This window comes from Priestia sp. P5, from assembly GCF_029522155.1.
GTDB classification, from domain to species: domain Bacteria; phylum Bacillota; class Bacilli; order Bacillales; family Bacillaceae_H; genus Priestia; species Priestia megaterium_E.
Genome location: NZ_JAKWFJ010000001.1, coordinates 1,874,085 through 1,899,123, shown reverse-complemented (window position 1 = coordinate 1,899,123; position 25,039 = coordinate 1,874,085). Strand labels below are relative to the sequence as shown.

Annotated in this window: 29 protein-coding genes and 1 pseudogene; 11 read left to right on the top strand and 19 right to left on the bottom strand. The window is 38.5% G+C overall.

The features are described from left to right. Positions 1-7: 7 nt before the first annotated feature. A complete protein-coding gene (locus tag MMB69_RS10390) occupies positions 8-835 on the bottom strand; it encodes a carbohydrate ABC transporter permease (protein WP_013057493.1) in 828 nt (275 codons plus the stop codon). After that, complete coding sequence (locus MMB69_RS10385) at positions 835-1,797, bottom strand: carbohydrate ABC transporter permease (protein ID WP_028408977.1); 963 nt, start codon at positions 1,795-1,797, stop codon at positions 835-837. Before MMB69_RS10385 ends, MMB69_RS10390 begins: the two co-directional genes overlap by 1 nt. A gap of 224 nt (positions 1,798-2,021) precedes the next feature. Between MMB69_RS10385 and MMB69_RS10380 the strand changes: the two genes are divergently transcribed. Next, positions 2,022-2,861, top strand: coding sequence for an SDR family oxidoreductase (locus MMB69_RS10380; RefSeq protein WP_277447660.1), 840 nt, complete (start codon positions 2,022-2,024; stop codon positions 2,859-2,861). Positions 2,862-2,929: 68 nt separating this feature from the next. On the opposite strand, the gene MMB69_RS10375 is transcribed toward MMB69_RS10380, so the two are convergent. Continuing rightward, positions 2,930-4,261, bottom strand: a complete 1,332-nt coding sequence (locus MMB69_RS10375; RefSeq protein ID WP_277447659.1) for a TIGR00366 family protein — start codon at positions 4,259-4,261, stop codon at positions 2,930-2,932. 223 nt (positions 4,262-4,484) lie between these two features. On the opposite strand from MMB69_RS10375, the gene MMB69_RS10370 reads away from it, so the two are divergent. Further along, positions 4,485-4,619, top strand: coding sequence for a hypothetical protein (locus MMB69_RS10370; RefSeq protein ID WP_277447658.1), 135 nt, complete (start codon positions 4,485-4,487; stop codon positions 4,617-4,619). 71 nt (positions 4,620-4,690) lie between these two features. Here MMB69_RS10370 and MMB69_RS10365 read toward each other — a convergent pair whose 3' ends face one another. The 6 genes and pseudogenes from MMB69_RS10365 to MMB69_RS10340 form a co-directional block, all read right to left on the bottom strand. Beyond that, positions 4,691-5,176, bottom strand: a complete 486-nt coding sequence (locus tag MMB69_RS10365) for a GNAT family N-acetyltransferase (RefSeq protein WP_277447656.1) — start codon at positions 5,174-5,176, stop codon at positions 4,691-4,693. Positions 5,177-5,283: 107 nt separating this feature from the next. Further along, positions 5,284-5,518, bottom strand: a pseudogene (locus MMB69_RS10360) (hypothetical protein). A gap of 100 nt (positions 5,519-5,618) precedes the next feature. Continuing rightward, positions 5,619-5,804 carry a DUF4083 family protein gene (locus tag MMB69_RS10355; protein ID WP_277447654.1) on the bottom strand — a complete coding sequence of 62 codons (186 nt, stop codon included), beginning with the start codon at positions 5,802-5,804 and terminating at the stop codon, positions 5,619-5,621. A gap of 92 nt (positions 5,805-5,896) precedes the next feature. Next, a complete protein-coding gene (locus MMB69_RS10350; protein WP_014459640.1) occupies positions 5,897-7,003 on the bottom strand; it encodes a CapA family protein in 1,107 nt (368 codons plus the stop codon). A gap of 313 nt (positions 7,004-7,316) precedes the next feature. Further along, complete coding sequence (locus MMB69_RS10345) at positions 7,317-8,561, bottom strand: YeeE/YedE family protein (protein WP_099331099.1); 1,245 nt, start codon at positions 8,559-8,561, stop codon at positions 7,317-7,319. A 172-nt stretch (positions 8,562-8,733) separates the two neighbouring features. Then, positions 8,734-9,771: an EAL domain-containing protein gene (locus MMB69_RS10340; protein ID WP_277447653.1), complete on the bottom strand. Its 1,038-nt coding sequence runs from the start codon at positions 9,769-9,771 to the stop codon at positions 8,734-8,736. Positions 9,772-9,970: 199 nt separating this feature from the next. Between MMB69_RS10340 and MMB69_RS10335 the strand changes: the two genes are divergently transcribed. Further along, positions 9,971-10,303: a hypothetical protein gene (locus MMB69_RS10335; protein ID WP_033579345.1), complete on the top strand. Its 333-nt coding sequence runs from the start codon at positions 9,971-9,973 to the stop codon at positions 10,301-10,303. A 36-nt stretch (positions 10,304-10,339) separates the two neighbouring features. Here MMB69_RS10335 and MMB69_RS10330 read toward each other — a convergent pair whose 3' ends face one another. After that, the gene (locus MMB69_RS10330; RefSeq protein ID WP_098113144.1) at positions 10,340-11,512 is read right to left on the bottom strand and encodes an iron-containing alcohol dehydrogenase; all 1,173 of its coding nucleotides are present in this window, start codon (positions 11,510-11,512) and stop codon (positions 10,340-10,342) included. Between the two features lie 85 nt (positions 11,513-11,597). After that, positions 11,598-12,488 (bottom strand): LysR family transcriptional regulator, encoded by an 891-nt coding sequence (locus tag MMB69_RS10325; RefSeq protein WP_277447652.1) that lies wholly within the window; start codon positions 12,486-12,488, stop codon positions 11,598-11,600. A gap of 208 nt (positions 12,489-12,696) precedes the next feature. Here MMB69_RS10325 and MMB69_RS10320 point away from each other — a divergent pair, with 208 nt between their 5' ends. Continuing rightward, entirely contained in the window at positions 12,697-12,843 is a 147-nt protein-coding gene (locus MMB69_RS10320; RefSeq protein WP_013057506.1) for a hypothetical protein, read from the top strand. A 167-nt stretch (positions 12,844-13,010) separates the two neighbouring features. Beyond that, positions 13,011-13,922, top strand: a complete 912-nt coding sequence (locus MMB69_RS10315; RefSeq protein WP_013057507.1) for a DMT family transporter — start codon at positions 13,011-13,013, stop codon at positions 13,920-13,922. A 113-nt stretch (positions 13,923-14,035) separates the two neighbouring features. Here MMB69_RS10315 and MMB69_RS10310 read toward each other — a convergent pair whose 3' ends face one another. Both MMB69_RS10310 and MMB69_RS10305 read right to left on the bottom strand, forming a co-directional pair. Further along, on the bottom strand, positions 14,036-14,488 hold the full coding sequence (locus MMB69_RS10310) for a GNAT family N-acetyltransferase (protein WP_221784865.1): 453 nt from the start codon (positions 14,486-14,488) through the stop codon (positions 14,036-14,038). Beyond that, a complete protein-coding gene (locus tag MMB69_RS10305) occupies positions 14,485-15,720 on the bottom strand; it encodes an MFS transporter (protein WP_277447651.1) in 1,236 nt (411 codons plus the stop codon). The genes MMB69_RS10310 and MMB69_RS10305 overlap by 4 nt, the downstream gene beginning before the upstream one ends. 128 nt (positions 15,721-15,848) lie before the next feature. On the opposite strand from MMB69_RS10305, the gene MMB69_RS10300 reads away from it, so the two are divergent. Both MMB69_RS10300 and MMB69_RS10295 read left to right on the top strand, forming a co-directional pair. Next, positions 15,849-16,250 carry a hypothetical protein gene (locus MMB69_RS10300; RefSeq protein ID WP_277447650.1) on the top strand — a complete coding sequence of 134 codons (402 nt, stop codon included), beginning with the start codon at positions 15,849-15,851 and terminating at the stop codon, positions 16,248-16,250. Positions 16,251-16,289: 39 nt separating this feature from the next. Further along, a complete protein-coding gene (locus tag MMB69_RS10295; RefSeq protein ID WP_277447649.1) occupies positions 16,290-16,958 on the top strand; it encodes a glyoxalase in 669 nt (222 codons plus the stop codon). A gap of 82 nt (positions 16,959-17,040) precedes the next feature. On the opposite strand, the gene MMB69_RS10290 is transcribed toward MMB69_RS10295, so the two are convergent. Continuing rightward, complete coding sequence (locus MMB69_RS10290) at positions 17,041-17,553, bottom strand: P-loop NTPase family protein (protein WP_028412932.1); 513 nt, start codon at positions 17,551-17,553, stop codon at positions 17,041-17,043. A gap of 253 nt (positions 17,554-17,806) precedes the next feature. On the opposite strand from MMB69_RS10290, the gene MMB69_RS10285 reads away from it, so the two are divergent. Continuing rightward, the gene (locus MMB69_RS10285) at positions 17,807-18,037 is read left to right on the top strand and encodes a hypothetical protein (RefSeq protein WP_013057513.1); all 231 of its coding nucleotides are present in this window, start codon (positions 17,807-17,809) and stop codon (positions 18,035-18,037) included. 43 nt (positions 18,038-18,080) lie between these two features. Here the strand turns inward: MMB69_RS10285 and MMB69_RS10280 are convergent, their stop codons facing one another. Next, entirely contained in the window at positions 18,081-18,440 is a 360-nt protein-coding gene (locus MMB69_RS10280) for a hypothetical protein (RefSeq protein ID WP_277447648.1), read from the bottom strand. Positions 18,441-18,502: 62 nt separating this feature from the next. After that, positions 18,503-18,670, bottom strand: a complete 168-nt coding sequence (locus MMB69_RS27295) for an SDR family oxidoreductase (RefSeq protein WP_372452336.1) — start codon at positions 18,668-18,670, stop codon at positions 18,503-18,505. Here MMB69_RS27295 and MMB69_RS10270 point away from each other — a divergent pair. Beyond that, a complete protein-coding gene (locus MMB69_RS10270) occupies positions 18,669-19,127 on the top strand; it encodes a hypothetical protein (protein WP_277447647.1) in 459 nt (152 codons plus the stop codon). The genes MMB69_RS27295 and MMB69_RS10270 overlap by 2 nt on opposite strands. Before the next feature lie 30 nt (positions 19,128-19,157). Here MMB69_RS10270 and MMB69_RS10265 read toward each other — a convergent pair whose 3' ends face one another. Continuing rightward, entirely contained in the window at positions 19,158-20,039 is an 882-nt protein-coding gene (locus MMB69_RS10265; protein WP_277447646.1) for a M23 family metallopeptidase, read from the bottom strand. 265 nt (positions 20,040-20,304) lie between these two features. Here MMB69_RS10265 and MMB69_RS10260 point away from each other — a divergent pair, with 265 nt between their 5' ends. Beyond that, on the top strand, positions 20,305-20,841 hold the full coding sequence (locus MMB69_RS10260) for a histidine phosphatase family protein (protein WP_060746841.1): 537 nt from the start codon (positions 20,305-20,307) through the stop codon (positions 20,839-20,841). A gap of 47 nt (positions 20,842-20,888) precedes the next feature. Here MMB69_RS10260 and MMB69_RS10255 read toward each other — a convergent pair whose 3' ends face one another. Then, positions 20,889-22,922, bottom strand: a complete 2,034-nt coding sequence (locus MMB69_RS10255; protein WP_221784856.1) for a Na+/H+ antiporter — start codon at positions 22,920-22,922, stop codon at positions 20,889-20,891. A gap of 268 nt (positions 22,923-23,190) precedes the next feature. Here MMB69_RS10255 and MMB69_RS10250 point away from each other — a divergent pair, with 268 nt between their 5' ends. Beyond that, on the top strand, positions 23,191-24,504 hold the full coding sequence (locus tag MMB69_RS10250) for a hemolysin family protein (RefSeq protein WP_221780332.1): 1,314 nt from the start codon (positions 23,191-23,193) through the stop codon (positions 24,502-24,504). Here the strand turns inward: MMB69_RS10250 and MMB69_RS10245 are convergent, their stop codons facing one another. Continuing rightward, positions 24,505-24,951: a DUF4385 domain-containing protein gene (locus MMB69_RS10245; RefSeq protein WP_277447645.1), complete on the bottom strand. Its 447-nt coding sequence runs from the start codon at positions 24,949-24,951 to the stop codon at positions 24,505-24,507. Positions 24,952-25,039: the final 88 nt, after the last annotated feature.

Sequence of the window (25,039 nt, the reverse complement as noted above, 5' to 3'; positions counted from 1 at the left end):
GCTTCTATTATTTAATTGAACCGCTTGTAATTCCTTTAACAATGTGTTTTTGCATTGCAAAGAAGAAGATTAATAGCGGGATAATACTGATTACAAGTGCTGCTAGTGCTAAATCCCACTGCTTTGTATACTGACCAAAGAAGAAGAATGTCGCAAGCGGAATCGTTCTTAGCTCAGGATCTTGCAGAACAAGAGACGGAAGTAAGAAGTCATTCCAAATCCATAGGCTGTTTAAGATAACGACAGTTACTGTAATTGGCTTTAATAACGGGAATACAATTCTCCAGAATACGCCTAGACGTGAGCATCCATCGATGATTGCCGCTTCTTCTAGCTCAACTGGAATTCCTTTAATAAATCCGTGGTATAAGAAAATCGTCATACCCGAACCGAAGCCTAAGTACATGATCACAATACCCCAAATGCTGTTTAACAGATTTAAGTTTCCTGCTACTTTTACAAGTGGAATCATGATGGATTGAAATGGAATAACCATTGCCGCTACGAATGCCATAAAGATAATGCTGCTGATTTTTTTCTTTGTTCGAACCAGCATGTAAGCTGCCATTGAACAGAAGATGACTAGAACTGCGTTACTGATGACTGTAATGATTAGCGAGTTGCTAAGCACTTTTAAGTAGTTCATTTGGTTAAATGCATTAACAAAGTTTTGAAACTGAATCGTTGTTGGCAGTGCCGATGTGTTTGATAAAATTTCTGCAAATGACTTCAGTGAGTTTGAAAGCACGTAATAAAAGGGAACCAAGAACACCAGTCCAAGCAGGACCGCTAAAATTTCAACAATAAAGGTTTTGCTCGTATATTTGTTTCCCATTACGATTCAACCTCCTTCTTCTTCGTGTATGTTACTTGAATAATCGTAATCGCTGCTACGACGATGAAGAAAATTAAGGCTTTTGCTTCACCTAGACCGTATCTGTTATTCACAAATGCTTCTGTATAAATGTTAAGCGCTAACATTTCTGTTGATTTGAATGGACCACCGTTTGTTAATGATAAGTTGACATCAAATACTTTAAATGACCATGAAATCGTTAAGAATAAACAAACCGTTACTGCCGGCGCTACCATTGGAATTGTAATGTGACGAAGAATTTGCCATCTGCTTGCTCCGTCAATTTTTGCTGCTTCAATCAGCTCTTGCGGTACGTTTTGCAGTGCTGCTGTGTAAATAAGCATGATATAACCTGCTCCTTGCCATACACTTACAATCACGATGCCCCAAAATGCTGTTTTTGCGTCTCCCAACCAAGGAAGTTCAAAAAGCGAAATTCCCGTGATTTGTCCGATAGATGCAAATCCTTTTACAAAAATGAACTGCCATACAAATCCTAGTAAAAGTCCGCCAATTAAATTCGGCATAAAGAAAACCGTACGTAAAATGTTTCGTGTTTTCAACATTTGAGTAACAAGGATTGCTAACACGAACCCGACGACATTCGTTAAGATAATTGCAACGACCGTATACTTTGTTGTGATCCAAAACGACTGCTGAAACTGCTTATCTTCAGTGAATAAGTACTTAAAGTTATCAAGTCCCACCCAGTTAATCGTACCGTTTACTCCGTTCCAGTCTGTAAATGAGTAATAAATCCCTGTAAAAAATGGTATAAGTACAATCACACAAAACGCTAAAAGTGCGGGCCCTACAAATAGAGCAAATAAACCTACATTTTTCAAATTTTTACGTCTTTTCGTATTAATGGATGGTTCTCTTTTAAGTTCTTGCTCTAAAGGAACATATTCTGTCTCCTGTAATTTACTTTGGCTATTCATCTTACTAGCACCTCCCTATGTCTTATTTTAGCGAAATCCGTTATTTATGAAACCGCTTTAATTGACGAGTAGGGTGTAAAATATTGACCTTTGTGCAACATTTTCTCCCCTGTGCACATTTTACGCATTTTTTTAAAGTATGTATGAAAGAAAAGCTAGAAGTGGACGGCGTATCTTCTTATCTTATACACTAGAAAAAAGATGTAGTTGGGAGGAACATACGCATGACAGTCAAACAAGCGTTAATTACGGGTGCCAATTCTGGAATGGGGCTGGCCACAACGATTGAACTAGCTAAAAAAGGATTCGAAGTCATTATGGTATGCCGAAATGAAGAAAGAGGAAATACGGCTTTAGAAGAAGCTAAGCGTCAAAGCGGATCGGATTCCATATCTCTTATGACCTGCGACCTAGGTTCTCTTGACAGTATCCGGGCTTTCAGTAATGACTTTATGTCTCGCTACAGCGTGCTTGATGTGCTCATTAATAACGCGGGCGTCGTGACAGTTAAGCGGGAAACAACACAAGACGGATTCGAAATGATGCTTGGTGTCAATCATTTGGGTCACTTTTTGTTAACTAATTTACTTTTAGATCCGCTGAAAAAATCTCAACAGGGACGCATTATAAACGTTGGGTCCGGTGCTCATAAAGCTGGAAAAATAGACTTCAACAACCCTCACTTAACAACAGGATTCGGAATATGGCGAGGATACTCTCAGTCTAAATTAGCGAATAATTTATTTACGGTCCATTTAAGTAAAAAGCTAAAAGATACTTCTGTAACCGTAAATTGCCTACACCCCGGTGCAGTCTCTACCGCTATCGGCGTTAATCGTCAAACGGGTTTTGGAAAAAGCGTTCACGCCGTGCTTCGCCCTTTCTTTTTAACACCTCTTCAAGGTGCCGAAACAGCTATTTATTTAGCAGACAGTCCTGAAGTGACGCATATTAGCGGCGCTTATTTTTATAAAAAACGCGTGACTCCTCCTTCTTCAAGAGCAAAAAATGAACGGCTTGCAGAAGAATTTTGGGACTGGAGTGCGCGCGAAGTTGGTTTATAAAGTAGATAGATACGCTCGGAAAGAAAAAGTAATGAAAAAAGGTCAGCTTTTCAGCTGACCTTTTCGTATTAAAAAAACGTTAGTCCTATAGCAAAAATAAAGCCTGATACAATTAAGGTCGTCACGCAGTAGCCCATTATATCGCGTGCTCCGAGCCCTGCGATAGCTAGTGCAGGTAGTGCCCAAAACGGCTGCGCCATATTCATCCATGCTTCTCCGTAAGCAATGGCCATCGCAGCGACTCCCGGATCTACGCCGAGCTGTTCAGCTGCCGGCATAATAAAAGGTCCTTGTACAACCCAGTGTCCTCCTCCTGACGGAACAAAAAAGTTCACAACGCCAGAACTTAAAAACGCAAGAAACGGAAATGTCGTTTCATTTGAAATCGAGATAAATGCGTTCGTTAGCTTCCCGCCTAAGCCTGATAGCTCCATCATGCCTTGAATACCTGCGTAGAATGGAAACTGAATCACAATTCCAGCGGTTCCTTTCGCAGCATTGGAAACGGCATTCATATAGGATAAAGGCGTGCGGTGAAGTAAAATACCCGTCGTAAAAAACAATAAATTCACTGTGTTGATATCCATTTTAAAACCGTTTGTAGCAAAATAATAAATTAAATATGAATACCCAAGAAGTGCAATTGTTAGACTTAAAAACCTACTGTTCTCCATGCGTACAGCAAATGTTGGCTTAGAAGAAGTTGTCTCAACAACTGTAGCAGGAGCCATTTCATCTTCTGCCAATAGTCTTGGATTAATTTCTACCACTTCTTTTCCCGTCGGCATCATCAGTCTTGTCATAATAGGAAGGACAATTAATAATCCGAGGGTAATAAATAAGTTGTAGCCTGTAAAAATTGTGTCTGACAGTGGAATAAGTCCAGCCGTTTTTTCCATTGGGTTTCCAGGTGTAGCAGCGACAAGAGGAATCGAACCTGACAAGCCTCCGTGCCATGTTAAAAACCCTATGTAAGCACAGGCAATTAAAAACCGATAATCAGATCCCGGCACGCGTTTCGCTACTTCTTTCGCAAACAGCGCACCTACAATTAAGCCAAACCCCCAGTTAATCATACAGGCCATGGCTGCGCCTAGCGTGACCAGAATAACCCCTTGCGCCGGAGTTTTGGCTAACAGTGCTATGTTTACAAGCCACTTCTTTACAAGCGGCGAGCTAGCAAGCGCATGCCCTGTGACAAGCACTAAGCTCATTTGCATCGCAAATGCAAGAAGGTTCCAAAAGCCGCTTCCCCAAAACTGAACCATCTCAATCGGCCCGTGAGGAGTAAAAACAATACCTGATACAAATAAAATCAGCGTCAGGATTAAAGCAAATACAAACGGATCAGGTAAAAAACGCTGCACAAGCGCCGTAAAGAAATTAGATAACGCTTTCATTTTACTCCTCCTTTACAGGAATACTCCTGTGAATAAATGTCGACAAGCATCTTTAATTATACATAATTTGTTGAAAATTGTTAATATTTAGTTTAATAAAAAAGGCTGGGACAAAAGTATTTTAGCCCAAGTGAAAAACGAACCATTAATCAACGTGTTTGATGAGTGGCTCGTTTTTTTGTGATTGTGCATATAATTTTATCTGTTTCGTTCCTTCTAGCAGTTGATTGGAGGGCAAGGCGAAGACTCCTGCGGGAAAAGCGGAACAGATGAGACCCCGCAGGAGCGAAAGCGACGAGGAGGCTCAGCGGCCGCCCGCGGAAAGCGAAGCCTTGCATGGAAATCAACTGCGTTTTAACAAGCAGTCCAGCTCATGTACCTCATTTGTTCATCTTTCAATTGGGTTCATTTCGTTATGTCTCAACCTCTTTACACATTAAATGTTTGAACAAGAGTTAGCTCTCCGTCAAGTTCAATTTTCTTTTCTTGAAAGGAAATATGTAAGCTTTCATAAATATGTTTCCAAAATGAAATAGCCCGCTTGTTGCCTGCAAGCTCAATAATCATATACGTTCCTTTTCGATGAGAGAAAATGTCTTTTACCGTTTTAGAAGCAATGCCCTGCCCTCGGTATTTGTTTAAGATAAAAAAATCATTGATGCAGTAATCTGCTTCTTGCTGAAGTGCGGGCTGTTCAAGAAGTAAAAAAAAGCCCGTCAGCTTATCATCTACTTTAATAAAGTATGGCGAGAGGCCTTCTACTTTCCAAAACAGGGGCAGCTCTTCAAAATGAAAAGCTCCATCTTCGCGAATATCTAAAGAAGGTGTATACGCAGATAAATCGTGGAGATAAAGAGAATACAAATTTTGCAAAACGCCCGCTTGGTTTTTAGGTACTTTTTCAATCGTAAGCATTCCTAGTTCATCTCCTTCTTTTACTATCATAAGGGTTTTTTATGAAAGTTTACAGTAAAAATGTTTGGGGCAGAGTACAGAAAGATAGATAGTGAAACAGCTCTTTTTCATTTTGTGGATAAATTAAATGCAAACAAAAAAACGATCATCTCCGGTACTGTACGCTCCGTCTGATAATCGTTTTTTATGTTTTGTGTGCCGATGCTGAAGTTTTTCCTGCTTTGTTTTAGTTTTGCGCGTTTCCATGTCTGCAAATACAAACAGGCTGCGGTTTAATTCTGGATTTCGCTTTCCTTCACGCGTCATTTTATCACGCATTTTTTTTGCTTTTGACTTTGCCATGTAACTTCCTCCCTATATAAACGATGTATACATATCTTACTGCTTTTTTATAAAATGTCAAGTGCAGAAGCACTGATGTGTTCACAGTGCTTCTGTATAGTCAAGACTCTTTGTTTTTCAGCATATCATCTAATCTTTGCTCTATTCGCTGAAGCCTTTTTTCATTTGCTCCCTGCCTTTGAATCAATCTTTTTATACCTATAATAAATGCAATAATTATCCCTGCTCCGCCTATAAGAATCAGCAGCATAAGAATTTGAAAAATAATATCACCTATATTAACCATAGTTCCACCTTTTATCTATTTTTTTACATTATATCATTTTTTTAGTTATTTCTGCTTTATTTTATAAAAAAAAGCTCTCAGTGCTGAGAGCTTCATTTACTATCTTCATCGTAGACCGTCCACTTTTCCTGTTTGATTTGATTGGAAACATCAATCAGTTTATTTTTCACTCGATCCTTTTCTGCTCCTGTTAAAGGCGTAGGTCGGTAGTCGTTTCGCGCAGTTGTGGAAGAAATGCGGAATGGAATGACATTGATGTCTTTGTTTGTCGTTAGCTTTCCATCTTTAATCGTAAACGTCTGCTGAAATACAAATGTGTCTTTATCACTTGGATTTTTGTTTCCGCCAAACATAAAGTTTCCTAAGCTATAGACAATAAATTTATTTTTGTACTCTTCAATTCCTTGAACAACATGAGGATGATGACCTAAAATTAAATCTGCTCCGTTATCAATTGTATACTTCGCCAGTGCCTGCTGCGCTGTATCAGGAACATAGTGTCGTTCAGATCCCCAGTGGAAATGCACAATGATAATTTTAGCGCCTTTTTCTTTTAAAGACTTAATTCCGTCTTTAATCTGACTTCTTACTTCTTTTGTGTCATCCCAGCCCGGATATCCAAGCAATCCTACTTTGACTCCTTTTACCGTTGTAATATATGTATCTTCATAGCCAAAATAGCCTATTCCGCTTTTCTTTAAGTTTTCTCGTGTATCATCATATCCTTGCTGTAAATAATCATGCGTATGATTATTAGCCAAGTTAACGGTTTCAATACTTCCTTGTTTTAAAATATTTACAAACGAAGGATCACCTTTAAAACGAAATGTTTTACTTGCTTTTTCCGTCGCAGTTGTCAGCGTTGTTTCTAAATTAACCGTTGTTAAGTCATCTTGCTCAAAGATCGATTTTACATTTTGCGTAAAATACGGCAGGCCATTTCTTGCTGCTACGTCGTTAAAAGTAGAATCGTACCCAAAGCTTTCATCGTTTCCTAAGGTAAAATCTCCTGCTGCGCTAACTTTAATAGTTGTATTGATTGCGTCTTTTTTCTCTTTTTTACTCGCTTCTTCTTTAGACTTTACCGTTTCTTCTTTTTTCTGCGGCTCAGAAGAGGTTTGTTCTCCTGCTCCTCCGCACGCTCCCAATAAAAAACACAAACTTCCATAAATAACAGCTTTTTTTAAATACTTGTTCATGTAACGTTAAAACCCCTTTTTACGTTTTGATAACTGTGTCTGGACTTGGTGTTTACTGCTTATTTCGCCAAATACATACAATTCTCCTGTTTTATCGGCAAAATAAGTGAAATTTTTATAAAAAAAGGAAGTTTTTATATTCTTTTTGGGTTAGAACAAGAGGATTTGGCTAAGAGAAAAGCAGCGCAAACGCTGCGGAGAAAACTGATGAGCTGTACTAAACTTCAAGTGATTCACAAAATAGCAGAGCGATTCCAAACATCACCTAAAATAAAAACCTCCTTTGCTCATGCAAAGAAGGTTTTATTTAAACTTAACAAATCGAATCATTAGATTTAGGATTTTTGAGTCCAAATAACGGGCGGATAAATAGTGCTAAGCCTGTACCTAGCATCGCCATAACCATCCATACCCATCCGTGAAGACTAAATGAAGCAATGCCGCCAAAGTAAGCGCCAATATTACAGCCAAAAGCAAGACGCGCACCATATCCCATTAAAAGGCCTCCAACAACAGCTGCTCCTGCAACGCCAGGTTTAATCTTTCCTGGTTTGAACGTTCCTTGAGCCGTCGCTGAAATGAAAGCGCCTAGTATGATCCCAAAATTCAATACGCTGGTAGAGTCTGCTAGCACACTTTGCGTTAGCGCTTCTCCATTTGCACCTTGGAAAAATCCCCAGCTTGATACATCTATTCCAGCTGCCATCATTGCTTTTCCGCCCCATAAAGCAAAGGCAGAAGTAATACCCCAAGGATTTCCTCTTACAGCCAGCGTTAATGCATTTAATACAGCCAGCACAATCGCTGCAGTGAATAGAGGCCAAGAGCCGCGAATGATCTTTTTCCACCCTTTTGTCGTAGGAAGCTGCTTCATCATAGGCGGATTTTTCTTTTTGGCAATTTGAATCGTAATCCAGTAAATCGCTGCAAACGCGATAAGCTGTACAATCCAAGCACCAAAATAACCAAGGCCTGTCGATTCAGCTAATGAAATAGGAGGAAGTGAAGGTTGTTTTTGCCAAAATGGCAAATGATACGCCCCGAACATAGAGCCTACAATAAAGGCTAAAAGCGTTAAAATCATGGAAGAAGAGCCACCGCCTAACGAATACAGCGTTCCTGAGGCACATCCATTTCCTAGCTGCATGCCAATTCCAAACATAAATGAACCAACTATCACGCTGACTCCTACAGGTGAAACATATCCTTTTGGCGTTACCCCTGTAAAGCTAAAGCCTGTACTTAAAATAATAGCAAACAGCGTTGACGCAATCGCTAGCATAAGCATATGCGCTTGCAAGCCTTGAACGTTGCCGACAGATACGAGTCGGCGAAATGCTGATGTAAAGCCAAAACGTGCGTACAGAAGCGTCATTCCTAGTGCTAGACCGATAATAAATAACACACCTTGCGTCCAATCAGTCATTAGCACAATCGCTAGAAGTAAAATAACCGCTGCTATAACCCCTCCTGCAAATAACGGCTTTTGCATAGGGCTTAATTCTGTTACAACAGTAGTTGGCTTTGATTTATATGATGAGTGCAACGTTTGTGCCAAATCATCCACTCCTTTTCTGATAGAAATACTAAGAATTAATATTTATCATCTTATAGCACTTCTCTTTCTCTGTAAACTATTTAGCAAAATGAAAGTGAATTGTTTATTTTTTGAGTATTCTTACTTTCATTCATACAAAAAGCAGAAGTTTCTGTTCTTCTGCTTTTGGCTGCTAAACGTAAATAGAATGAATCTCTTTTAACGGTTTAGGATTAGGCTTTGCAAAATAATACCCTTGAAACAAATCATAACCCATCTCTATCAGACATTTTAAATCTTCTTCTGTTTCTACCCCTTCTGCAAGAGCCTGTGCCCCCATTTTATGGGTGATAGCTAACATCTCTTGGGCCACTTTTTTCTGTTTCTCATTCTTACTGACTCCGTTTGTGAATTCAAATGCCAATTTCACGACGTCAGGCTCCACTTCTAAAAGCCGATTCAGCGTATTATAACCAACTCCTACGTCATCTAAAGCATATTTAAATCCGTGGGAGCGATAATAATTCAAAATGTTTTTCAAATGCTCAATATCTTGAACATCCTCCGTTTCAATCACTTCAAACACAATTTGCTCGGGCTTTATATTCAATTCTTTAATTAATGTAAATGTAGATGCTAAGCAATGCTCAGGGTTATATATTGCTGTAGGAATAAAGTTAATAAAAATCAGCTGATGATCAATAATACTAGCATTTTTTACAGCTTCTAAGCGGCAGGCTCGGTCAAGAGCGAAGGTTTTATTTCTTATTTGAGCAGCTTCAAACATTTTAAAAGGAGGTATAATACTTCCGTCTTCTTCTAATCCTCTTGATAAAATTTCGTGGCCAACGATATGCACGCGTTCATGATCAACCGATACAATCGGCTGATAATACGAGCAAATTCGCTTGTCTTCAATCAGCTCATCAATCCACAAGGCATCTTTCATTTTTTGGAAAGCGGTGATCGGCTCCATACGCCGCAGGTTTTCAAACGGGCTCCGCTGCTTGGCTTCTAAAGCCCACACATGCCGAGGGTCTAGATGCTGATGAACATAATCCATAAAATTCCAAAAGATATCTTCCCTCATCCAGATCATATCTTCTCCAAGAGTCTTCCATTGGTTTTGAGAAATATCTTTAAAGTATTTTTCCAATTTCTTTGCATCCCTTGATTGCTGAAAAGAAACCGTATATCCTGTCCTAATTGGCAGACACGCGTCGCACCCCATAGCTCATCTTCTCCCTCATTTGTCATCAGTTTTTTGTATGTATACACGGATAGTTCTTAGGAACTATACCACTTTTAAGAAACTTGCAAACCCTATTTTTCCGCTAAAATAGAATGTACCAAAAAGTTTTGGTAAAATGATAGACGTGTTTTATTGTCTACATCATAAGACGCACTTGATAAAAGGAAGTGAACCATACATGAGCAAAAACCGTTTTACGAAGTGGTTTTTATTTTCTTTACTACTCTTTGCCTTAAGTACTGGAGCAATGTATTATACGCTCTATATATCGTACTGGGCGTATTCTATTAAGCTGTTTTTAATTGTGGTGCCGCTCTTTACATTATTATCGGTTGCTTTTGGTTCGTTGGTAATCGTTCATGAGCGCAAAAGAAAACGCGTATTTCAGCTACAAAATGAAGGAGGCATTCCCAAAAATACGTTTATTCAAGGTTTTTCCGAAATAACGGTAGGAGCAGGCTGCATCTTGCTGTGCTTTTTTCTCTTTCTTTATTTTCTAATGGATTATTAAGTACATATAAAAAAGACGAGCAGGCAGCTCGTCTTTTTATTTGGATCTTTCTAGAATATCTCGAACGCTTGCATAATCAAGCTCTTTATAAGTACCAACACCTGGTTTTACAAAGGTCTTTTCAACAATCGCATCAAATTCAGAGTCATCAATATCATAGTCACGCAAGCTGTTCGGGGCTCCTAAGTCATTCCAGAAAGTGCGAAGCGCTTTTGCACCTTCCATTGCTGTTTCTTCATCGCTTTTTCCTTCTGGGTTGATGCCAAATACGTTTACAGCCAGTTGTTTTACACGAGAAGGATCTTCTTTTAGCACATGCTCCAGCCAATTAGGGAACAAGATAGCAAGGCCGCCTCCGTGGGGAATATCATACACGGCCGACAAAGCATGTTCAATACGATGAGTAGCCCAGTCTCCCCCGTCCGTTCCGTTTGCTAAGCTTCCGTTAAACGCCGTCGTGCTGATATACATCATCGTTTCACGATACTGATAAGAAGTCAGGTTTGTAAGAAGCTTAGGACCTTCTTGTACAGCCGTTCTTAGCAATGATTCAATAAAGCCGTCGATCATCGGCGTATTTTCTGTACGATGAAAATAGTGTTCAAGCGCATGCGACATACTATCAACAATTCCATAGACGGTTTGATCGCGCGGCACTGAAAACGTGTACGCCGGATCTAAGATAGAAAAGACGGGAAATACATGAGAAGACGTCCAACCTAGCTTTTCTTTTGTTTCCCAATTTGTAATAACAGAAGTTGAATTCATTTCAGATCCTGTTGCCGCAAGTGTTAAGACCGTTCCAAAAGGAAGAGCACCTGTAATCTCTACTTTGCGTGTAATTAAGTCCCATGTATTCCCTTCATACACGGCTCCAGCTGCGATAGCTTTTGTACAATCGATCACGCTTCCTCCCCCAACGGCTAAGAGAAAATCAATGTTTTCTTTTTTACATATGTCAACGCCTTTAGCTACCGTAGTCAAACGAGGGTTCGGTTCTACACCAGACAGCTCGTGAACAACTGCGTTAATAGACTGAAGTTCAGCTTTCACTTCGTCGTATACGCCATTTTGTTTGATGCTTCCTCCTCCGTATACTAACAGAACGTTTACTTGTTTATGATAAGAAGCAAGCTCTTGCGATAGCTTCGTAATTTGATTTTTTCCAAAGTATAATTTGGTAGGATTGTGCTGCAAAAATATATTCATGTTCTACACCTCTAGTTTTCTTTTCTTGTAAAAAGTGTATCACGAAAGCAGCTTCATCATTATTGAAGATTCTCTATATCTATTATCAATATTTTTGATAACCTTCTTGTACAAGTGAAATCAAGTGTTGAATGGGTGCCGTCAGCCATTTTTTCTTTTTGAATATGAGCTGTGAATAAAGATAAAATTCTTCATGGTCAAACGGGATTTTAATCAGTTTTCCATTTTCAATCTCTTGTTTTACCGCTATTTCTGGCACAAGAGCAATACCTAAATTATCCGCTACGCACTGTTTAATTGCTTCAAGACTGCTAAATGAAATCACCGATTGCATATGAATACCCCTGCTGCGCATCATCTCTTCTAAAAGCGTACGATAAGGGCAGCCACTCTCGGTTAAAATGATGGTTTCACCTTCAAGCTCTTCCATTACAACGTTGTTTTTTTCACTAAAAAAATGCGAAGGCGAAGCAATCATAACCATGTTTTCTTTTCGAATAGGAATCACTTCTAAACTTGAAGAGGTTTGAAGGCGATCAAGCAAAACGGCTACGTCATACTTTCCGTCAATAATCCCTTGTGTTAAATTTGGACATAAACCCGCTTCTAGCATAATCTTTAGAGAAGGGTGCTGCTTTTTTAATTCACGAATATACGGTGTAATAAAATAAGCGGCCAGCGACTCCACGGTTCCTATTGAAACTGTTCCTCTAGCATCTTCATTCGTAGTAAGGCGCTCTTTTGCTTCATTTAATAACTCGGTTACTTGATTCACATAATAAAGCAATTCTTCACCAGGCTGAGTCAGCTTCATTTTTTGTCCTGTTCGTTCAAATAGTTTTTGACCGTAATGATCCTCTAATTTTTTTATATGAGTGGTAACGCTTGACTGAGCATACCCTAATTCCTCGCCCGTTCGTGTATAGCTCCCCCACTTCGCTACTTCTTTAAATGTATATAAATAATTAATATCCATGTGCTGCTCCTTATGTACCGCTGGTTTGTTTCGTTATCTCTGTGCTAAAGCTGTTCTAGTAAGCAGACTAGAATCACAGTACAGTATAAACGAACTTGTTTTGCCAAGCAATTTTATCAACCGTAAAGATTATTTTTATATTAGGCAATTACGCCGTTTTTTGTTCATAGAATGAAAAACAAACCTATGAAAAGAAAGGGTGTATCTCGTGACAGCCTACAAAGAAGTGTTATATAAAGGCAAACGCTTTGTACTGATTCACGTATATGATTCAGGATACTGTGAAATTCGACCGATTGATCATGCTTTTAAAGTCGAACTTGTGCGGTTAGATGAGATAGAACAATGTGGATAACAGTCATGAACGCAGCTAATGCAGCTGCTTTTTTGTTTGTATTAAAAACAAGTGGATGAGATAAAAATAGCTGAATTGGCTGGCCTTTTACATAATTTCTTCCTGTATACTTTGTAACTAAGGATATTCGCACTTATTTAGTTTCTATACTTACTCGAGGTGATTACATGAAAAAAGGCTGGCTGGAATGGATATTATTATCCGTGGCGTTAATTTGGGGAGCCAATTATACAATCGGAAAATTTGGAGTTGCTCATATGTCTTCCATTCAATTTAGCGCACTGCGTTTTATAATGGTTGCTCCTATTCTTTTACTTATTACAGGAATAATAGAGCGAGGCATTCGTATCGAAAAAAAAGACTGGGGACGTTTAATAGCGGTCAGCATAGTAGGCGTTACGCTCTATCAAACGCTGTTTATGGTATCTGTTAAGTATACGACAGCTACAAATGCTTCTTTACTTATTTCGATGTCTCCTATTTTCACAGGAATCTTAGCTATATTATATAAGCATGAAGCTTTTTCGTTAAAAACACAGCTAGGCTCTGTGCTTGCTTTTTTCGGGGCTGCGTTTGTACTGCTGTTTGGTCACTCGAGTCATGCCCTGTCGCAGCTTGCATGGTTTGGAAACATCATGGGGATTGTGGCAGCCATTGCTTGGGGCTGGTACCCGATTTTAGCAAAACCTTTAGTCGTAAAATATTCTGCTTTACGCGTGACTGCCTGGTCTGCTTTAATCGGAGCTATTCCGCTTACTGTCTACTGTCTTTTCACCTATCAAACGCTTATCTGGCCAACAGATATAGGCAGCTGGAGTTCTCTGGCATACTCTGTTTTGTTCGTGACGGTGTACGGGCTGGTGATGTGGTATGTAGGAATTGGAAAAATTGGCTCTACAAAAGTAATGGTTTACATGTATGTTATTCCTTTGTTTGCCGTTGTTTTTGCTGCTGTAGCCATTGGAGAAACCATCAATGCTATGCAGCTTCTTGGAGGACTTATTATTTTTAGCGGTTTATATATTGTCAAAAAAAGCCCTGCTCCTAAAACAGCTCTTAAACTTAAAAAAGCAAACTAACAAGAGTAACGGGTTCGATTGATGCATGGTAACTAATAACGCTCAGATTTTTTCTGAGCGTTATTAGTATACTATTTTAATACCCTAATTAAATTAAACATCTTTTAGGCTGATTAATGAACATTTTTCAGTTTATATTCATGAGTGATTTTATGCTGCTTGTATACGCGTTTAAAACCGTTTCGTTCATAAAATAACTTCGCTTCGTCCGTGTCTGTATAGAGAACGAGACTGTCATAATAATTCTCTGCATAGTGAATAATTTCTTTTAAAAGTCGTTTGCCTATACCCCTTCTGCGAAACTGAGCTGAAACATAAAACCTCCTTACTCTTCCAGCGTTAACATACTGGCTGTAAGGATTTTGATTAAGGCCGGCTACGCCAATTAATTTGTTTTGTTCACCGTAAACTCCCCACAATTTTTCGCCTGTTTTGTTAAATACGTTTTGCCCGTTTTTATACTCCGCTACTAGCCTAGTAAGAAAGAAAAAGCCTTCCTCCTGGCTTTCTATCAACAGCTCTTTTATATCATGCTCCATAAGATACGTTAGCCTGATGATTCTCATATATCTCCTCTCCGTTCAGCAGGTGTCTTGTCTATTTCGATAGAATGCTTGTTATACATTAATGCTGCCATGCCTGTTAGAGCTGTCAATAGCAAAATGAAGCTTGAAAATAGATACACAAACCTTACCCCAAACAGATCGGCTACTGTCCCGACAAATGCGATGGAAAGTATAAACACCGCCTGTACAAGAGTTGATTTTGCCGCTATTACTTTAGGAAGCATCCCATTGCTGCAGGTATTTTGATAAATGGTTTCCTGAGCTACGTCTCGAAGCTGATAGGCAGGACCCATCATTATCAAGAGTACTAAAGCCAGATACGGGTTCGTTACTAGACCGTAAAAACCGGTTAAAACAGCATAACTGATTGAGCCTGCGAACATAAAAAGCAAAAGCCTTCCTTTTACCATAGAGGAGATTCGATACACAATAATTCCTCCGACTATGCTTCCAAAATAATACGCACCGTTTATATACCCCCACCACGCTTCTCCTTTTCCAAGCACTTCTTTCACAAAAGAAAGAGTAATAGCTCCAATCCAAATGCTTCCAACGAGTGATTCAATTATTTCCATTATAACGAGTGCTCTAATACGTTTATGTATCCATAAAAAACGCCATCCTTCCATTAGTTTTGCTACGCTTCGCTTTTCTGGTTGTTTATATGTGTGGGCTTCTTTTATAAACAGCAAGCAAACAAATGAGATCAATAGAAGACCTACCGTTATAAATAGAGACTGAGTGAATCCCGTTAAAGACAAAACGAAACCACCAAGCGACCACCCGGCAAATAGAAAAGTTTGATCAATTGTTGAAAGCAAGCTATTTGCCTGCATTCTTTGACTGTCACTCACTAAGCTGCGGACAACCGACGTTTTAAAAATAGTAAAAAAACCGTTAAAAAAAGAAATGATCCCAACAATGACAAAACACATCGCTAGTACTGTGACTGTAAATTCTTGTGTGAGTAGCATATACAATCCAGCGAGCATTCCTATTTGCATAACCTGTACAGCCCGCATAATATGAATAGATTTATATGTATCAACTAGTAGAGGTACGCTAAGGCCACTAAGGAGGCGAGCAAGCAAGCTCGTCATCGTAATCATCGATGCAAGAGCTGTTGAACCGGTGTTTTGATTTATATAGGAAGTGAGGGCCATTGTATAAAGAACAAAACCTACATTTGTGGTTACTTGACTTGCTGCTAAAAAATAAAAACGCTGAGTCAATTTTTTCTCCTTTCTGTTAGACATAACATGCAAAGGGATAATATATTTTGTTAATTTTTACCTTTCTAAACTATAACACTATTTGACGAAATCCAAAACTATCTATAATTTAGTAGATGGAGGTTTTTATGTTTAAATATAGTTTTCTTATTGTTCTTATTGCTTTTTTACTTATTAACTTTAACGGTCAGGAAAATCAAATTATAGGAGGCAAAATAAAAAAGGAACGAAGTGAGGTTTTCTTTGGCGAATACGACAGCTTTACGGGCCGCTACTCCCGGAGCATTAAACTCAAAAAAGGCGTAACCTACGCTTTTACGCTATCTAAAAACACCAAAAGCGGAGACCTGTCCCTGTACGTAGAAGATCCAAAACAGACACGATTTTTTGAAATGACTAATAACTCTCTTTCTTTAACACCTGAAAAAACGAGGAGATATCGTATTAATTTTGTAGGCTCTGAGCATAAAGGCTCTTTTCAGCTTTACTGGAAAAGCAGTAATCAAAAAGAGAGCGAAAAATTTGTGTAATACCATTTTAGACAACGCTTAAACGAGGAGGAATGGTTTATGATCATTAATCAAGCTGTCCTGTATACCCACTTATTGGACACAATGAAGGATTTTTATGTAAATTCTCTCGATTTTCCATTAACCGCCGCTTCACCGCGTTCTTTTTCCATCAAGGTTGGTGAAAGTGAGCTAACCTTTAAAGAAGGCTCTCTACATACAAAGCCCTTTTACCATTTTGCTTTTAATGTTCCAGCAAACCGCTTTATGGAAGCAAAGAAATGGGCTACTCAGAGAGTCTTCCTCAATACAGAAGAGAAGAAAGATGAGATTTATTTTGAAGCATTTGATGCTCATTCGTTTTATTTTGAAAATCCTGCTCATAATATTGTTGAATACATTTCCAGATATTCAGACTGCCCACCATCCAACGACCCCTTTTCTTCTAAGTCGCTTTTAAGCATAGGAGAAATCAACTTGACAACGCCTCATGTCCGCTCTGTAGGGACACAGCTTATTAACTCCGGTATCACCGTGCGCAACAACAGGCCGTTAAACGAGACCTTTAACTTTTTAGGAAGCGGCAGTGCATTTTTTCTTGTAGGGGCGCCTAAAAGACGGTGGTTTTTTTCGGACCGAGACTCTGAAGTTCATCCATTAACGGTGAAGGTCAATCATTCTTTAACAGTTGCGCTGGACGAAAAAGGAATGCTGAAGATTACGCAATAAATGATTGTTTTTTTAATATAGCCATGTAACAAGCGAACTTGTTACGTGGCTGTTTTTGTTCAAAATTCAGCACATACTCCCCCTATAGGTTTTGTATATAGTTTTCGATGTCCTTTCTATTCATCAGCATAAAAACCTTGCAATCCTCATCGTTTCTAAGCTTTTCAAACCGTTTTCTCATCTTTTTTTGCCGCTCTCTGTACGTCGTAAGAATAAATGTAAAAAATGACCAATCTACTTTTTCAGGACATCCTTTTGCCATATCTTCACGCGTTTTTCTTGCATATACAATCCTCCGCTTTATCACTCGGTACACACAAACGATTAGCGGAAGCTCTAAATAAATAATGGTATCTGCACGCTTCACTCGCAGGTCATACGAATTGCTGTAGTTCCCGTCGATAATCCAGCTGTCTTTTTTTACAATGTGCTCCTGCAATTCTCTAAAACTATCATTGTCTCTTTCCGTCCAGCCCGGCTGCCAATACAGGCTGTCTAAATGATGTACTTCTAGATCAAGCTTTTTCCCTAATTTCTTGGCAAATGTGGACTTTCCTACTCCTGGAGAAACGCCCATTACCAGCACTCTTTTCATCTCATCACCTTACCTTTTTAAAAAATAAAGCTAATTGAAGAGAAGGCAACTGTTTATACTGACTCGGTGTACTAAAAGCAGACTGCTGTATAAAGAAGCTTCATGTTAACAATTTTATTCGCATAATTTTCAGATAACATATAAACATTCATCATAAATTTCTGTATTCCTTCTTGCTTTGTAGTAAATAGGTTGCTTTTATTAATCGTTTCCTTTACCTTAAATGTGAGTATATAAAAGTAAGGTGAAAAAAATGAATGCATCTATGCTAAAGAGATTTTTACGAAACCTCGGGATTTTTATTTATATTGTCATCGCAGCTATTAATATTTACTTAACGAGAAATGACTTGGGCGATATGCTTACTCGCCTTGTGCTGTTGACTATTTTACTTCCTTTGTTTTTTAGTTTTGTGTATGCGTTAGGAAAATCACATTTTAAAAGACAAGAAGAGCTCGCTGAACAAGAGAAGAAAAAAGAGTAAAAAAAGCCTTTTATAGAGGGGGATTCCCCTTTCTAAAAGGCTTTTACTTTTTTTCATATAACTGAACATTAACTACATCAGGATTAACGTGATACTGCTTGGCAAGTTGATTTACGACTTGCTGAACCTCCTTCTTCTTATAGGAAGAAAGTTGTTCGGCGGGCAGAAGAACCAGAACTTGAGCTTCCGCATAGTCATTCAGCACTCTAACCTCTTGAAAACCATACTGCGTCAAAGCTGATTTTAACTCTTTTTCAAAGTCGGTGCTTTCTTTTGGGACAGCTATGGAGAACTGATTGTAAGAAACTAGCGAAACCTCTTTCTCTTCAGGCTTTGTATACACCGCCCAAGCAGTTGTCAGCACTGTGACAGCAATACCAACATTCAATATCCACACTTTCATACCATGAACGCCCCTTTTAATCGAGTTTGTTCATGATATGAAAAAATTTATTGGTTCATGCGTTATCTTCCTAGCCATCCTCCGTCTACGGCAAGCAAGTGTCCGTGAATATAAGCAGACGCATCAGATGCTAAAAAGACGACCGCTCCTTTAAAATCATCTAAATGTATATTTTTACAATTCTTTCTTACACTAAGAACTACTGATAAATAAAAGGTGGGAAGATGAATGAATCAAATTATATTATGGGGGATTCTTGTTATTCCATGGTTTTTACTGCTGCTCCTTGATAAACAGCGTGTTAAACGATTTTTTACTGTAGGGTTGTTTGCTGCATTAATGATGACAATCGCCTATCAAGTAGCAGAAAAAATGCACTGGTGGACGGTTCAAGAAAACGTATTTTTTCTTACTAGCATGGGAGCAACGATTTATTGCCTTCATATTGTGATTACGATCTTTGTCTTTTACCTTACGTATCCCGGATTTATCTTGTACATAATTGTTAACGTGATTTTGGATTTGATTCATGGTTATGTTATTGTTCCTTTTCTCGCTAAAATCGGGCTTTATAATCTGTATGATATCAGTCATTTTGGGCTTTTCCTTGTCATGACTACTGTAGCCATTATCCTTTACTTGTTTCAACGGCTGCTTTACTTTATATTTGAGGAAATCCCTGCATAAAAAGCCACAGCAAACGCTATGGCTTTTTAATCAATAAAAAAATGGAATAACCGTATCTCCGCGAATCGGTTCAACAGCCGCATGAAACCGAATTCGCAAACTTTTTGAAGTTTCGATGTCAGAGGCATCCATGACGTGAAAATGAATGTGGGGTTCGGATGAATTGCCGGAACTTCCACACCTTCCGAGCAGCGTTCCTTTACGAACCACGTCTCCTTTTTTCACAGAAACCGATCCTTTCTTCAAATGTGCAAGCACACTGTATTCTTTTCCTTCATGCTCAACGATAACGTGATTTCCTAAAGGCCTCTTTTTATTCGTGTGTCCAATTTCATTATCTTCTTGATCATCAACTGCTGTGATAACGACTCCTTCAAGCGGCGCTACAACTTTTTTTCCATAGGCATAGTAATCTTCGTTTTTCATTCCATCATTTTTATAGCTTTGCTTTCCTTTTCGCACGACTAAATCATACGCATACCTTTGGTTTTCGACTGGATGATGATAGTTCAACACCTCATGCTTTCCTCCCCAATAGACAAACCATTCGCTTTGAATCGGCATCGTATATTTGTTTGTACTCCATCGATCTCTCTCTGGCAATGATTCTATAGGAGCAATCACAAGTGCTTGTATAATGTCATGTTCATCAAACATGACGCTGATGAATTTTGTCTGCGTAGAATTTAACCAAATAAACTGCTCAATTTGAGGAGTTAAATAGAGATTTGTTTCTAGTCTGTAGAACTGTTCTCCTTGATTAAACGTTTTGCTCTGCTCTAAAAATTGCTGAAGCGAAACTTGACGTTTAAATTCTTCGCTTACACAATCATAAAGCTTCTTAAAGTCCCCTTGTGCAAATAAAGTTCCAAACTCTTCTCTGATGTTCACTTTTCTCTCTGTATCTATCATTGTAATCCACCCTTTTATATGTATTTCAATTTGTTTGAATTATCTATAAGTAATACGTTTTACGTTATAAAAAGGTTTCATTTTCCAGTTATTCTATTTCAAAATCTTCTTCTATGCCGTATTTACAATTTTCTCAATCCATTTTATACTTATTTTACAAATATTTGAAAAGAGGTGCAGCATGATGAAAATAACTTTAAATAAGAAAATCAAGCTGCCCCGAGTATGTGTTTTTGGCGCTTAGCTTTTAAGAGGAGATCATACAATGAAAGTAGCATTAGTACGTCATTACAAAGTAAACAAAGGGCTTCCAGAAAACCACCGCTTATCCACCGATGAACTAGTGGCTTGGTTTCAGGAATATGATGAATCAGATATTACGTATGGAGAGACTGATTTGAATAATATTGAATGGAAACGCTGTTTTTCAAGCGATATGCCGCGAGCACACAAAACGGCAAAGCATATTTATAAACAAGAGATCACTCTTCTTCCGGAACTTAGAGAAATACCTATGCCTATTATTCCAGTAAAATTTAAACTTCCTTTTATCCTCTGGGTATTGCTGTTTCGCATGTCCGGACTCATCAACAAACAAGCTCGTAAAGATATGGCTGAGACTAAGAGAAAAGTAGCAGCAGTGCTAGATCGCGCTATTTCCGAGTCAGAAGACGATTTGCTGATTGTCAGCCACGGAGGAATTATGAAGTTTATGCGTAAAGAACTTATAAAACGCGGCTTTAAAGGGCCTCGGTTTGATATTGCTGTTAACGGAAAGCTTTATCTTTTTGAAAAGCAATAGAATGAAACTTACTTGAAAAAGTCGCAGAGACTACTCTCTGCGACTTTTTAATAACCATTTTCTTCAATTGTTAATGCTTCACGCAAAGCGATATCTTTTCGGATATTATGAGCGATTTCACGCGTGATTTCTCCTTTTTCATAAAGTTCTTGCACCGTTTCCCGCTCGGTATGAAACGCTTTATAACATAAATCTCTCGTTGCTTTTTTACGTTTGCGTGAATTATACTCCGTACTCTCTTTTCTAAGTCTTGCCATGGATCTATGGTATTCACTAATGATAGCAAGTGAAATCATTCGATTTTCTTCGTTCATATTTTCTTTAATGACCTTTATTGCTTCTTCCATCATTTGAATACGTACTTTGTTCACTTTGCTTCTTCTTCGCAAACTTTGTTTTCTTAAAGCCTGCTTATTCGGTGAAAAAATTCGGACTAATAATAATAAAACTTTTTTAAACCTCATCCAGCTCACCAATAATTTGTACCTTACACGATTGGTTACAGCCATTTCAAGCTTGTGCGTATGTTCCAAACAAATATACGCTGTCTCACGGTCTATTTTTTCCTCTTTTAATAGCTTTTCCACCAATTTCCCCTTGGCCTGAAGAGCCAGCAATCGAATTTCTTCTTCATACTGTTTGTTTTCAGAGGCTTCTAAAGGATGAGTTTTAACAATGATGTTATTAATCGTTGTATTATACGTTGAAATTAACGAAAGGGCTGCTCCACGATTTTCCTCGGTCATTTCTCTTTTTAACCGCTGAATAGCAGCTTTGTGCACTTTGATGCGTGCTTTAACCTCTTTTGTATTGCGCTCAGACTTCTTCGGCGCCTTTTCTGTTTTCGCAATAACAGGTAAAAGAATGCTTGCCGCAACTAAGGTTAACAATATAACGCCTGCTGCTAGAAAAATAATCAGAGAGCGTTCCGGAAAATCACTGCCGTTATCAAGCGTATATGGAATCGAAAACGCTCCGGCTAACGTAACAGCTCCTCGTACACCTGAAACCGTAATAATGCCAATAGACCGAGGCTCAGGTTTTAGATGCTTGTTATTTTTGTAATACCAGCCTACTGACCATGACACCATCACCCAAATAAATCGTAGTACAAGCAAAAAGACAGTAATAATCAAAATATAAAGAAGCACTTGTCCATTATTAAAGTTTGGATCTTGAATAATTGCTTTCGCCACTTTTGGTATTTGCAGACCAAGCAGTACAAACACCAAGCCATTTAACAAATATAAAATAACCGTCCAAGTACTTTTTGATACTACTTTAAGCTGCTGGTTAGGTGATTCCTCTCGGTCGCGCTCAATCGCATGCACAATGCCGCCTGCTACAACTGCCAAGATTCCTGATAAATGAAAATGCTCAGCAATGTAGAAGACAACAAATGGAGTTAGAATTTGTATTAACATATGAATCGTAATATCTTCCATTCCTAAACGTCGAACAAGTACACGCAGTCTGATAATCAGAAAAGCGATAAATGCTCCTACAAACAAACCGCCCAGCGCTACCCAAAGGAACTGAAATGTAGCATCTACTATCGAAAAGACGCCCGTTACGGTAGCAGCTACTGCTACTTGAAACGCTACAAGACCAGAGGCATCATTCATCAGCCCTTCGCCTTCCAGCAAATGCATAATTCGCTTAGGCAGCTTTACTCGACTCGCCATAGCTCCAACTGCCACTACATCTGTTGGGGACAAAATAGCGGCTAGTGCAAATGCAGCCGGTAACGGAATGGAAGGAATGAGCCAATTGATTAGATATCCCCCTACTGCCACCGTTACAAAAACCAGTCCCAGCGCTAGTAATAAAATAGGTGTACGAAGCTTCCAAAGAGCAGCTCTTGACACGTTTTTTCCGTCATTAAATAATAGCGGGGCAATAAATAAAATAAAAAATAATTCAGGCTCCAAATGGACATCTCCGCCAAATGGCAAGATAGCAAGCCCTGCTCCCAAAGCTATTTGAACTAATGGAACAGGAATAAATGGTACAAAATGATTAATGATATTAGATAGACCAATCAAAGCCAATAAGACTAATATCGTCAGAAAAAATTCCATAAAAACAATCGACTCCTACTTCTATTTACATCCTTTTAAAGTTTCACGTTATCTCTTTTCGTTCATTTTATAGTGTTTAGTTTACGCTTTTTCTGCCAAAAAATGTTGCGGGTTATTAAAAAGTGCTCTTTCTTTTCGGTAAGTTTATTTCTACGGAGATTAAGGGAACAGTATACATGATATTCTTTATTTACCATATAAATCAGCTCATCAAACTTTTATAAAGGAGGTGTTCCCTTATCCGTTTCAACGGGGTAAGGAGATAAATTTGGAAACAGTAAATGTCATCTTATTCATCGTATTAATCATATTAACAGCCTTTTTTGTTGCAACGGAATTTGCCGTCATTAGGGTACGGTCGACTAGAATCGACCAGTTAATTGAAGAAGGAAACCGGAACGCTTTAGCAGCAAAAAAAGTAGTATCAAATTTAGATGGTTATCTTTCAGCCACACAGCTGGGCATTACGGTTACCGCACTAGGTCTAGGCTGGATAGGTGAACCTACGGTAGGTCATTTATTAGAGCCGCTTATTGACATGCTTCCTTTTGCTACATCACTTTCGCATGTTATATCTTTTGTTCTTGCTTTTTCGATTGTCACATTTTTAAATGTGGTAGCTGGAGAACTTGCACCCAAAACGGTGGCGATTCAAAAAGCCGAACAAGTGACGCTGTTATTTTCCCGTCCCCTTATTCTTTTTTCTAAGTTACTTTATCCGTTTATTTGGCTTTTAAACCACTCAGCCAGAGGCGTTGTCGGATTATTTGGCCTGAAGCCAGCTTCTGAAAATGAAGTAGCTCATAGTGAAGAAGAGCTTAGAATTATTTTATCTGAAAGCTATGAGAGCGGTGAAATTAATCAATCGGAGTTTAAGTTCATGAATAATATTTTTGAATTTGATAATCGTACGGCTAAAGAAATCATGGTGCCTCGTACAGAAATTGTTAGCGTATCAGCAGATGAAACGATAGAAGAATTCTTAAAAATGGCTAGAGTAGAGCAATATACTCGCTATCCAGTAGTTGTAGATGGAAACAAAGATCAAGTGGTGGGATTAGTTAATATTAAAGAAATATTAGCAGATTACATAAAAGAAGATGATATTAAACCACGTACCGTGCAAACGTATATGAAACCCATCATTCAAGTTATTGATTCCATCGCCATTTACGACTTATTGCTTAAAATTCAAAAAGACAGAATTCACATGGCCATCTTAATAGACGAGTACGGAGGAACAACAGGGCTTGTAACGGTAGAAGATATTTTAGAAGAAATTGTTGGTGAAATTCGTGATGAATTTGATGATGATGAAATACCGGACGTACACAAAATTAATGAAAATCACTACGTACTAGATGCGAAGGTGTTGATTGAAGAAGTAAATGATTTACTCGGAACAACTATTGAACAAGAAGATGTTGATACCATTGGCGGCTGGATGCTGACCGAAAAGTTTGATCTTGCTAAAGGTGATAGCATCAAAAACGAAAGTTTTTCATTTAAAGTCATTGATATTGAACATCACCATATTAAACGAATCGAAATAACAAAGGAAAAAAGTACGGATCCCAGCTGATTATCCGTACTTTTTTTGATGCTCTTTTTTCATTTGCAAGTACTCTTTATTCTCTCGTACCTCCTTCCATTTTTTCATAAAAATAGCCGCCGATTCTGCTTTTTGTTCATCAATTTGCCGTTCGTTACGCTCTCCGTCTTTGCTGTATTTCTTTCCGCCTTTGTAGTTCGCGTAGCGCCTCGATCGCGTGTATCCCATTTGGAGAAATTTCCGGGCCATGTCCATTCCAACAAAATCGCTTTTTTCTTTGTAGGTTAAAAAAAGTTGATAGATAGCATCCGCGGATTCCTCAGCAATTTCTGGTGTTCGAAAACGCCAATGAGGAAGAATTTCACTTTTATAGGGCTCAACAAGGAGAACTCCTTGTTCTCCTTTTCCTACTCTATATTTTTCAGGATGTTTTCTAAAATCGATATGTTCAAAGTCAAGTGAATAATCAAATGCCACAGCTCTCCCCTCCTTTTTGATCTCTACCCTTTACAAATGAATGATAAAACTTTTCTTAAAGAAGTTTTTCACATGCAGGTGCGGGTAA

Bases quoted from the DNA above. Each gene is read 5' to 3' on its own strand.
- MMB69_RS10390 (WP_013057493.1), bottom strand. From the start codon at position 835: ATGGGAAACAAATATACGAGCAAAACCTTTATTGTTGAAATTTTAGCG.
- MMB69_RS10385 (WP_028408977.1), bottom strand. From the start codon at position 1,797: ATGAATAGCCAAAGTAAATTACAGGAGACAGAATATGTTCCTTTAGAG.
- MMB69_RS10380 (WP_277447660.1), top strand. From the start codon at position 2,022: ATGACAGTCAAACAAGCGTTAATTACGGGTGCCAATTCTGGAATGGGG.
- MMB69_RS10375 (WP_277447659.1), bottom strand. From the start codon at position 4,261: ATGAAAGCGTTATCTAATTTCTTTACGGCGCTTGTGCAGCGTTTTTTA.
- MMB69_RS10365 (WP_277447656.1), bottom strand. From the start codon at position 5,176: ATGCTTACGATTGAAAAAGTACCTAAAAACCAAGCGGGCGTTTTGCAA.
- MMB69_RS10355 (WP_277447654.1), bottom strand. From the start codon at position 5,804: ATGGTTAATATAGGTGATATTATTTTTCAAATTCTTATGCTGCTGATT.
- MMB69_RS10350 (WP_014459640.1), bottom strand. From the start codon at position 7,003: ATGAACAAGTATTTAAAAAAAGCTGTTATTTATGGAAGTTTGTGTTTT.
- MMB69_RS10340 (WP_277447653.1), bottom strand. From the start codon at position 9,771: ATGGGGTGCGACGCGTGTCTGCCAATTAGGACAGGATATACGGTTTCT.
- MMB69_RS10335 (WP_033579345.1), top strand. From the start codon at position 9,971: ATGAGCAAAAACCGTTTTACGAAGTGGTTTTTATTTTCTTTACTACTC.
- MMB69_RS10330 (WP_098113144.1), bottom strand. From the start codon at position 11,512: ATGAATATATTTTTGCAGCACAATCCTACCAAATTATACTTTGGAAAA.
- MMB69_RS10325 (WP_277447652.1), bottom strand. From the start codon at position 12,488: ATGGATATTAATTATTTATATACATTTAAAGAAGTAGCGAAGTGGGGG.
- MMB69_RS10315 (WP_013057507.1), top strand. From the start codon at position 13,011: ATGAAAAAAGGCTGGCTGGAATGGATATTATTATCCGTGGCGTTAATT.
- MMB69_RS10310 (WP_221784865.1), bottom strand. From the start codon at position 14,488: ATGAGAATCATCAGGCTAACGTATCTTATGGAGCATGATATAAAAGAG.
- MMB69_RS10300 (WP_277447650.1), top strand. From the start codon at position 15,849: ATGTTTAAATATAGTTTTCTTATTGTTCTTATTGCTTTTTTACTTATT.
- MMB69_RS10295 (WP_277447649.1), top strand. From the start codon at position 16,290: ATGATCATTAATCAAGCTGTCCTGTATACCCACTTATTGGACACAATG.
- MMB69_RS10290 (WP_028412932.1), bottom strand. From the start codon at position 17,553: ATGAAAAGAGTGCTGGTAATGGGCGTTTCTCCAGGAGTAGGAAAGTCC.
- MMB69_RS10285 (WP_013057513.1), top strand. From the start codon at position 17,807: ATGAATGCATCTATGCTAAAGAGATTTTTACGAAACCTCGGGATTTTT.
- MMB69_RS10280 (WP_277447648.1), bottom strand. From the start codon at position 18,440: ATGAAAGTGTGGATATTGAATGTTGGTATTGCTGTCACAGTGCTGACA.
- MMB69_RS10270 (WP_277447647.1), top strand. From the start codon at position 18,669: ATGAATCAAATTATATTATGGGGGATTCTTGTTATTCCATGGTTTTTA.
- MMB69_RS10265 (WP_277447646.1), bottom strand. From the start codon at position 20,039: ATGATAGATACAGAGAGAAAAGTGAACATCAGAGAAGAGTTTGGAACT.
- MMB69_RS10260 (WP_060746841.1), top strand. From the start codon at position 20,305: ATGAAAGTAGCATTAGTACGTCATTACAAAGTAAACAAAGGGCTTCCA.
- MMB69_RS10255 (WP_221784856.1), bottom strand. From the start codon at position 22,922: ATGGAATTTTTTCTGACGATATTAGTCTTATTGGCTTTGATTGGTCTA.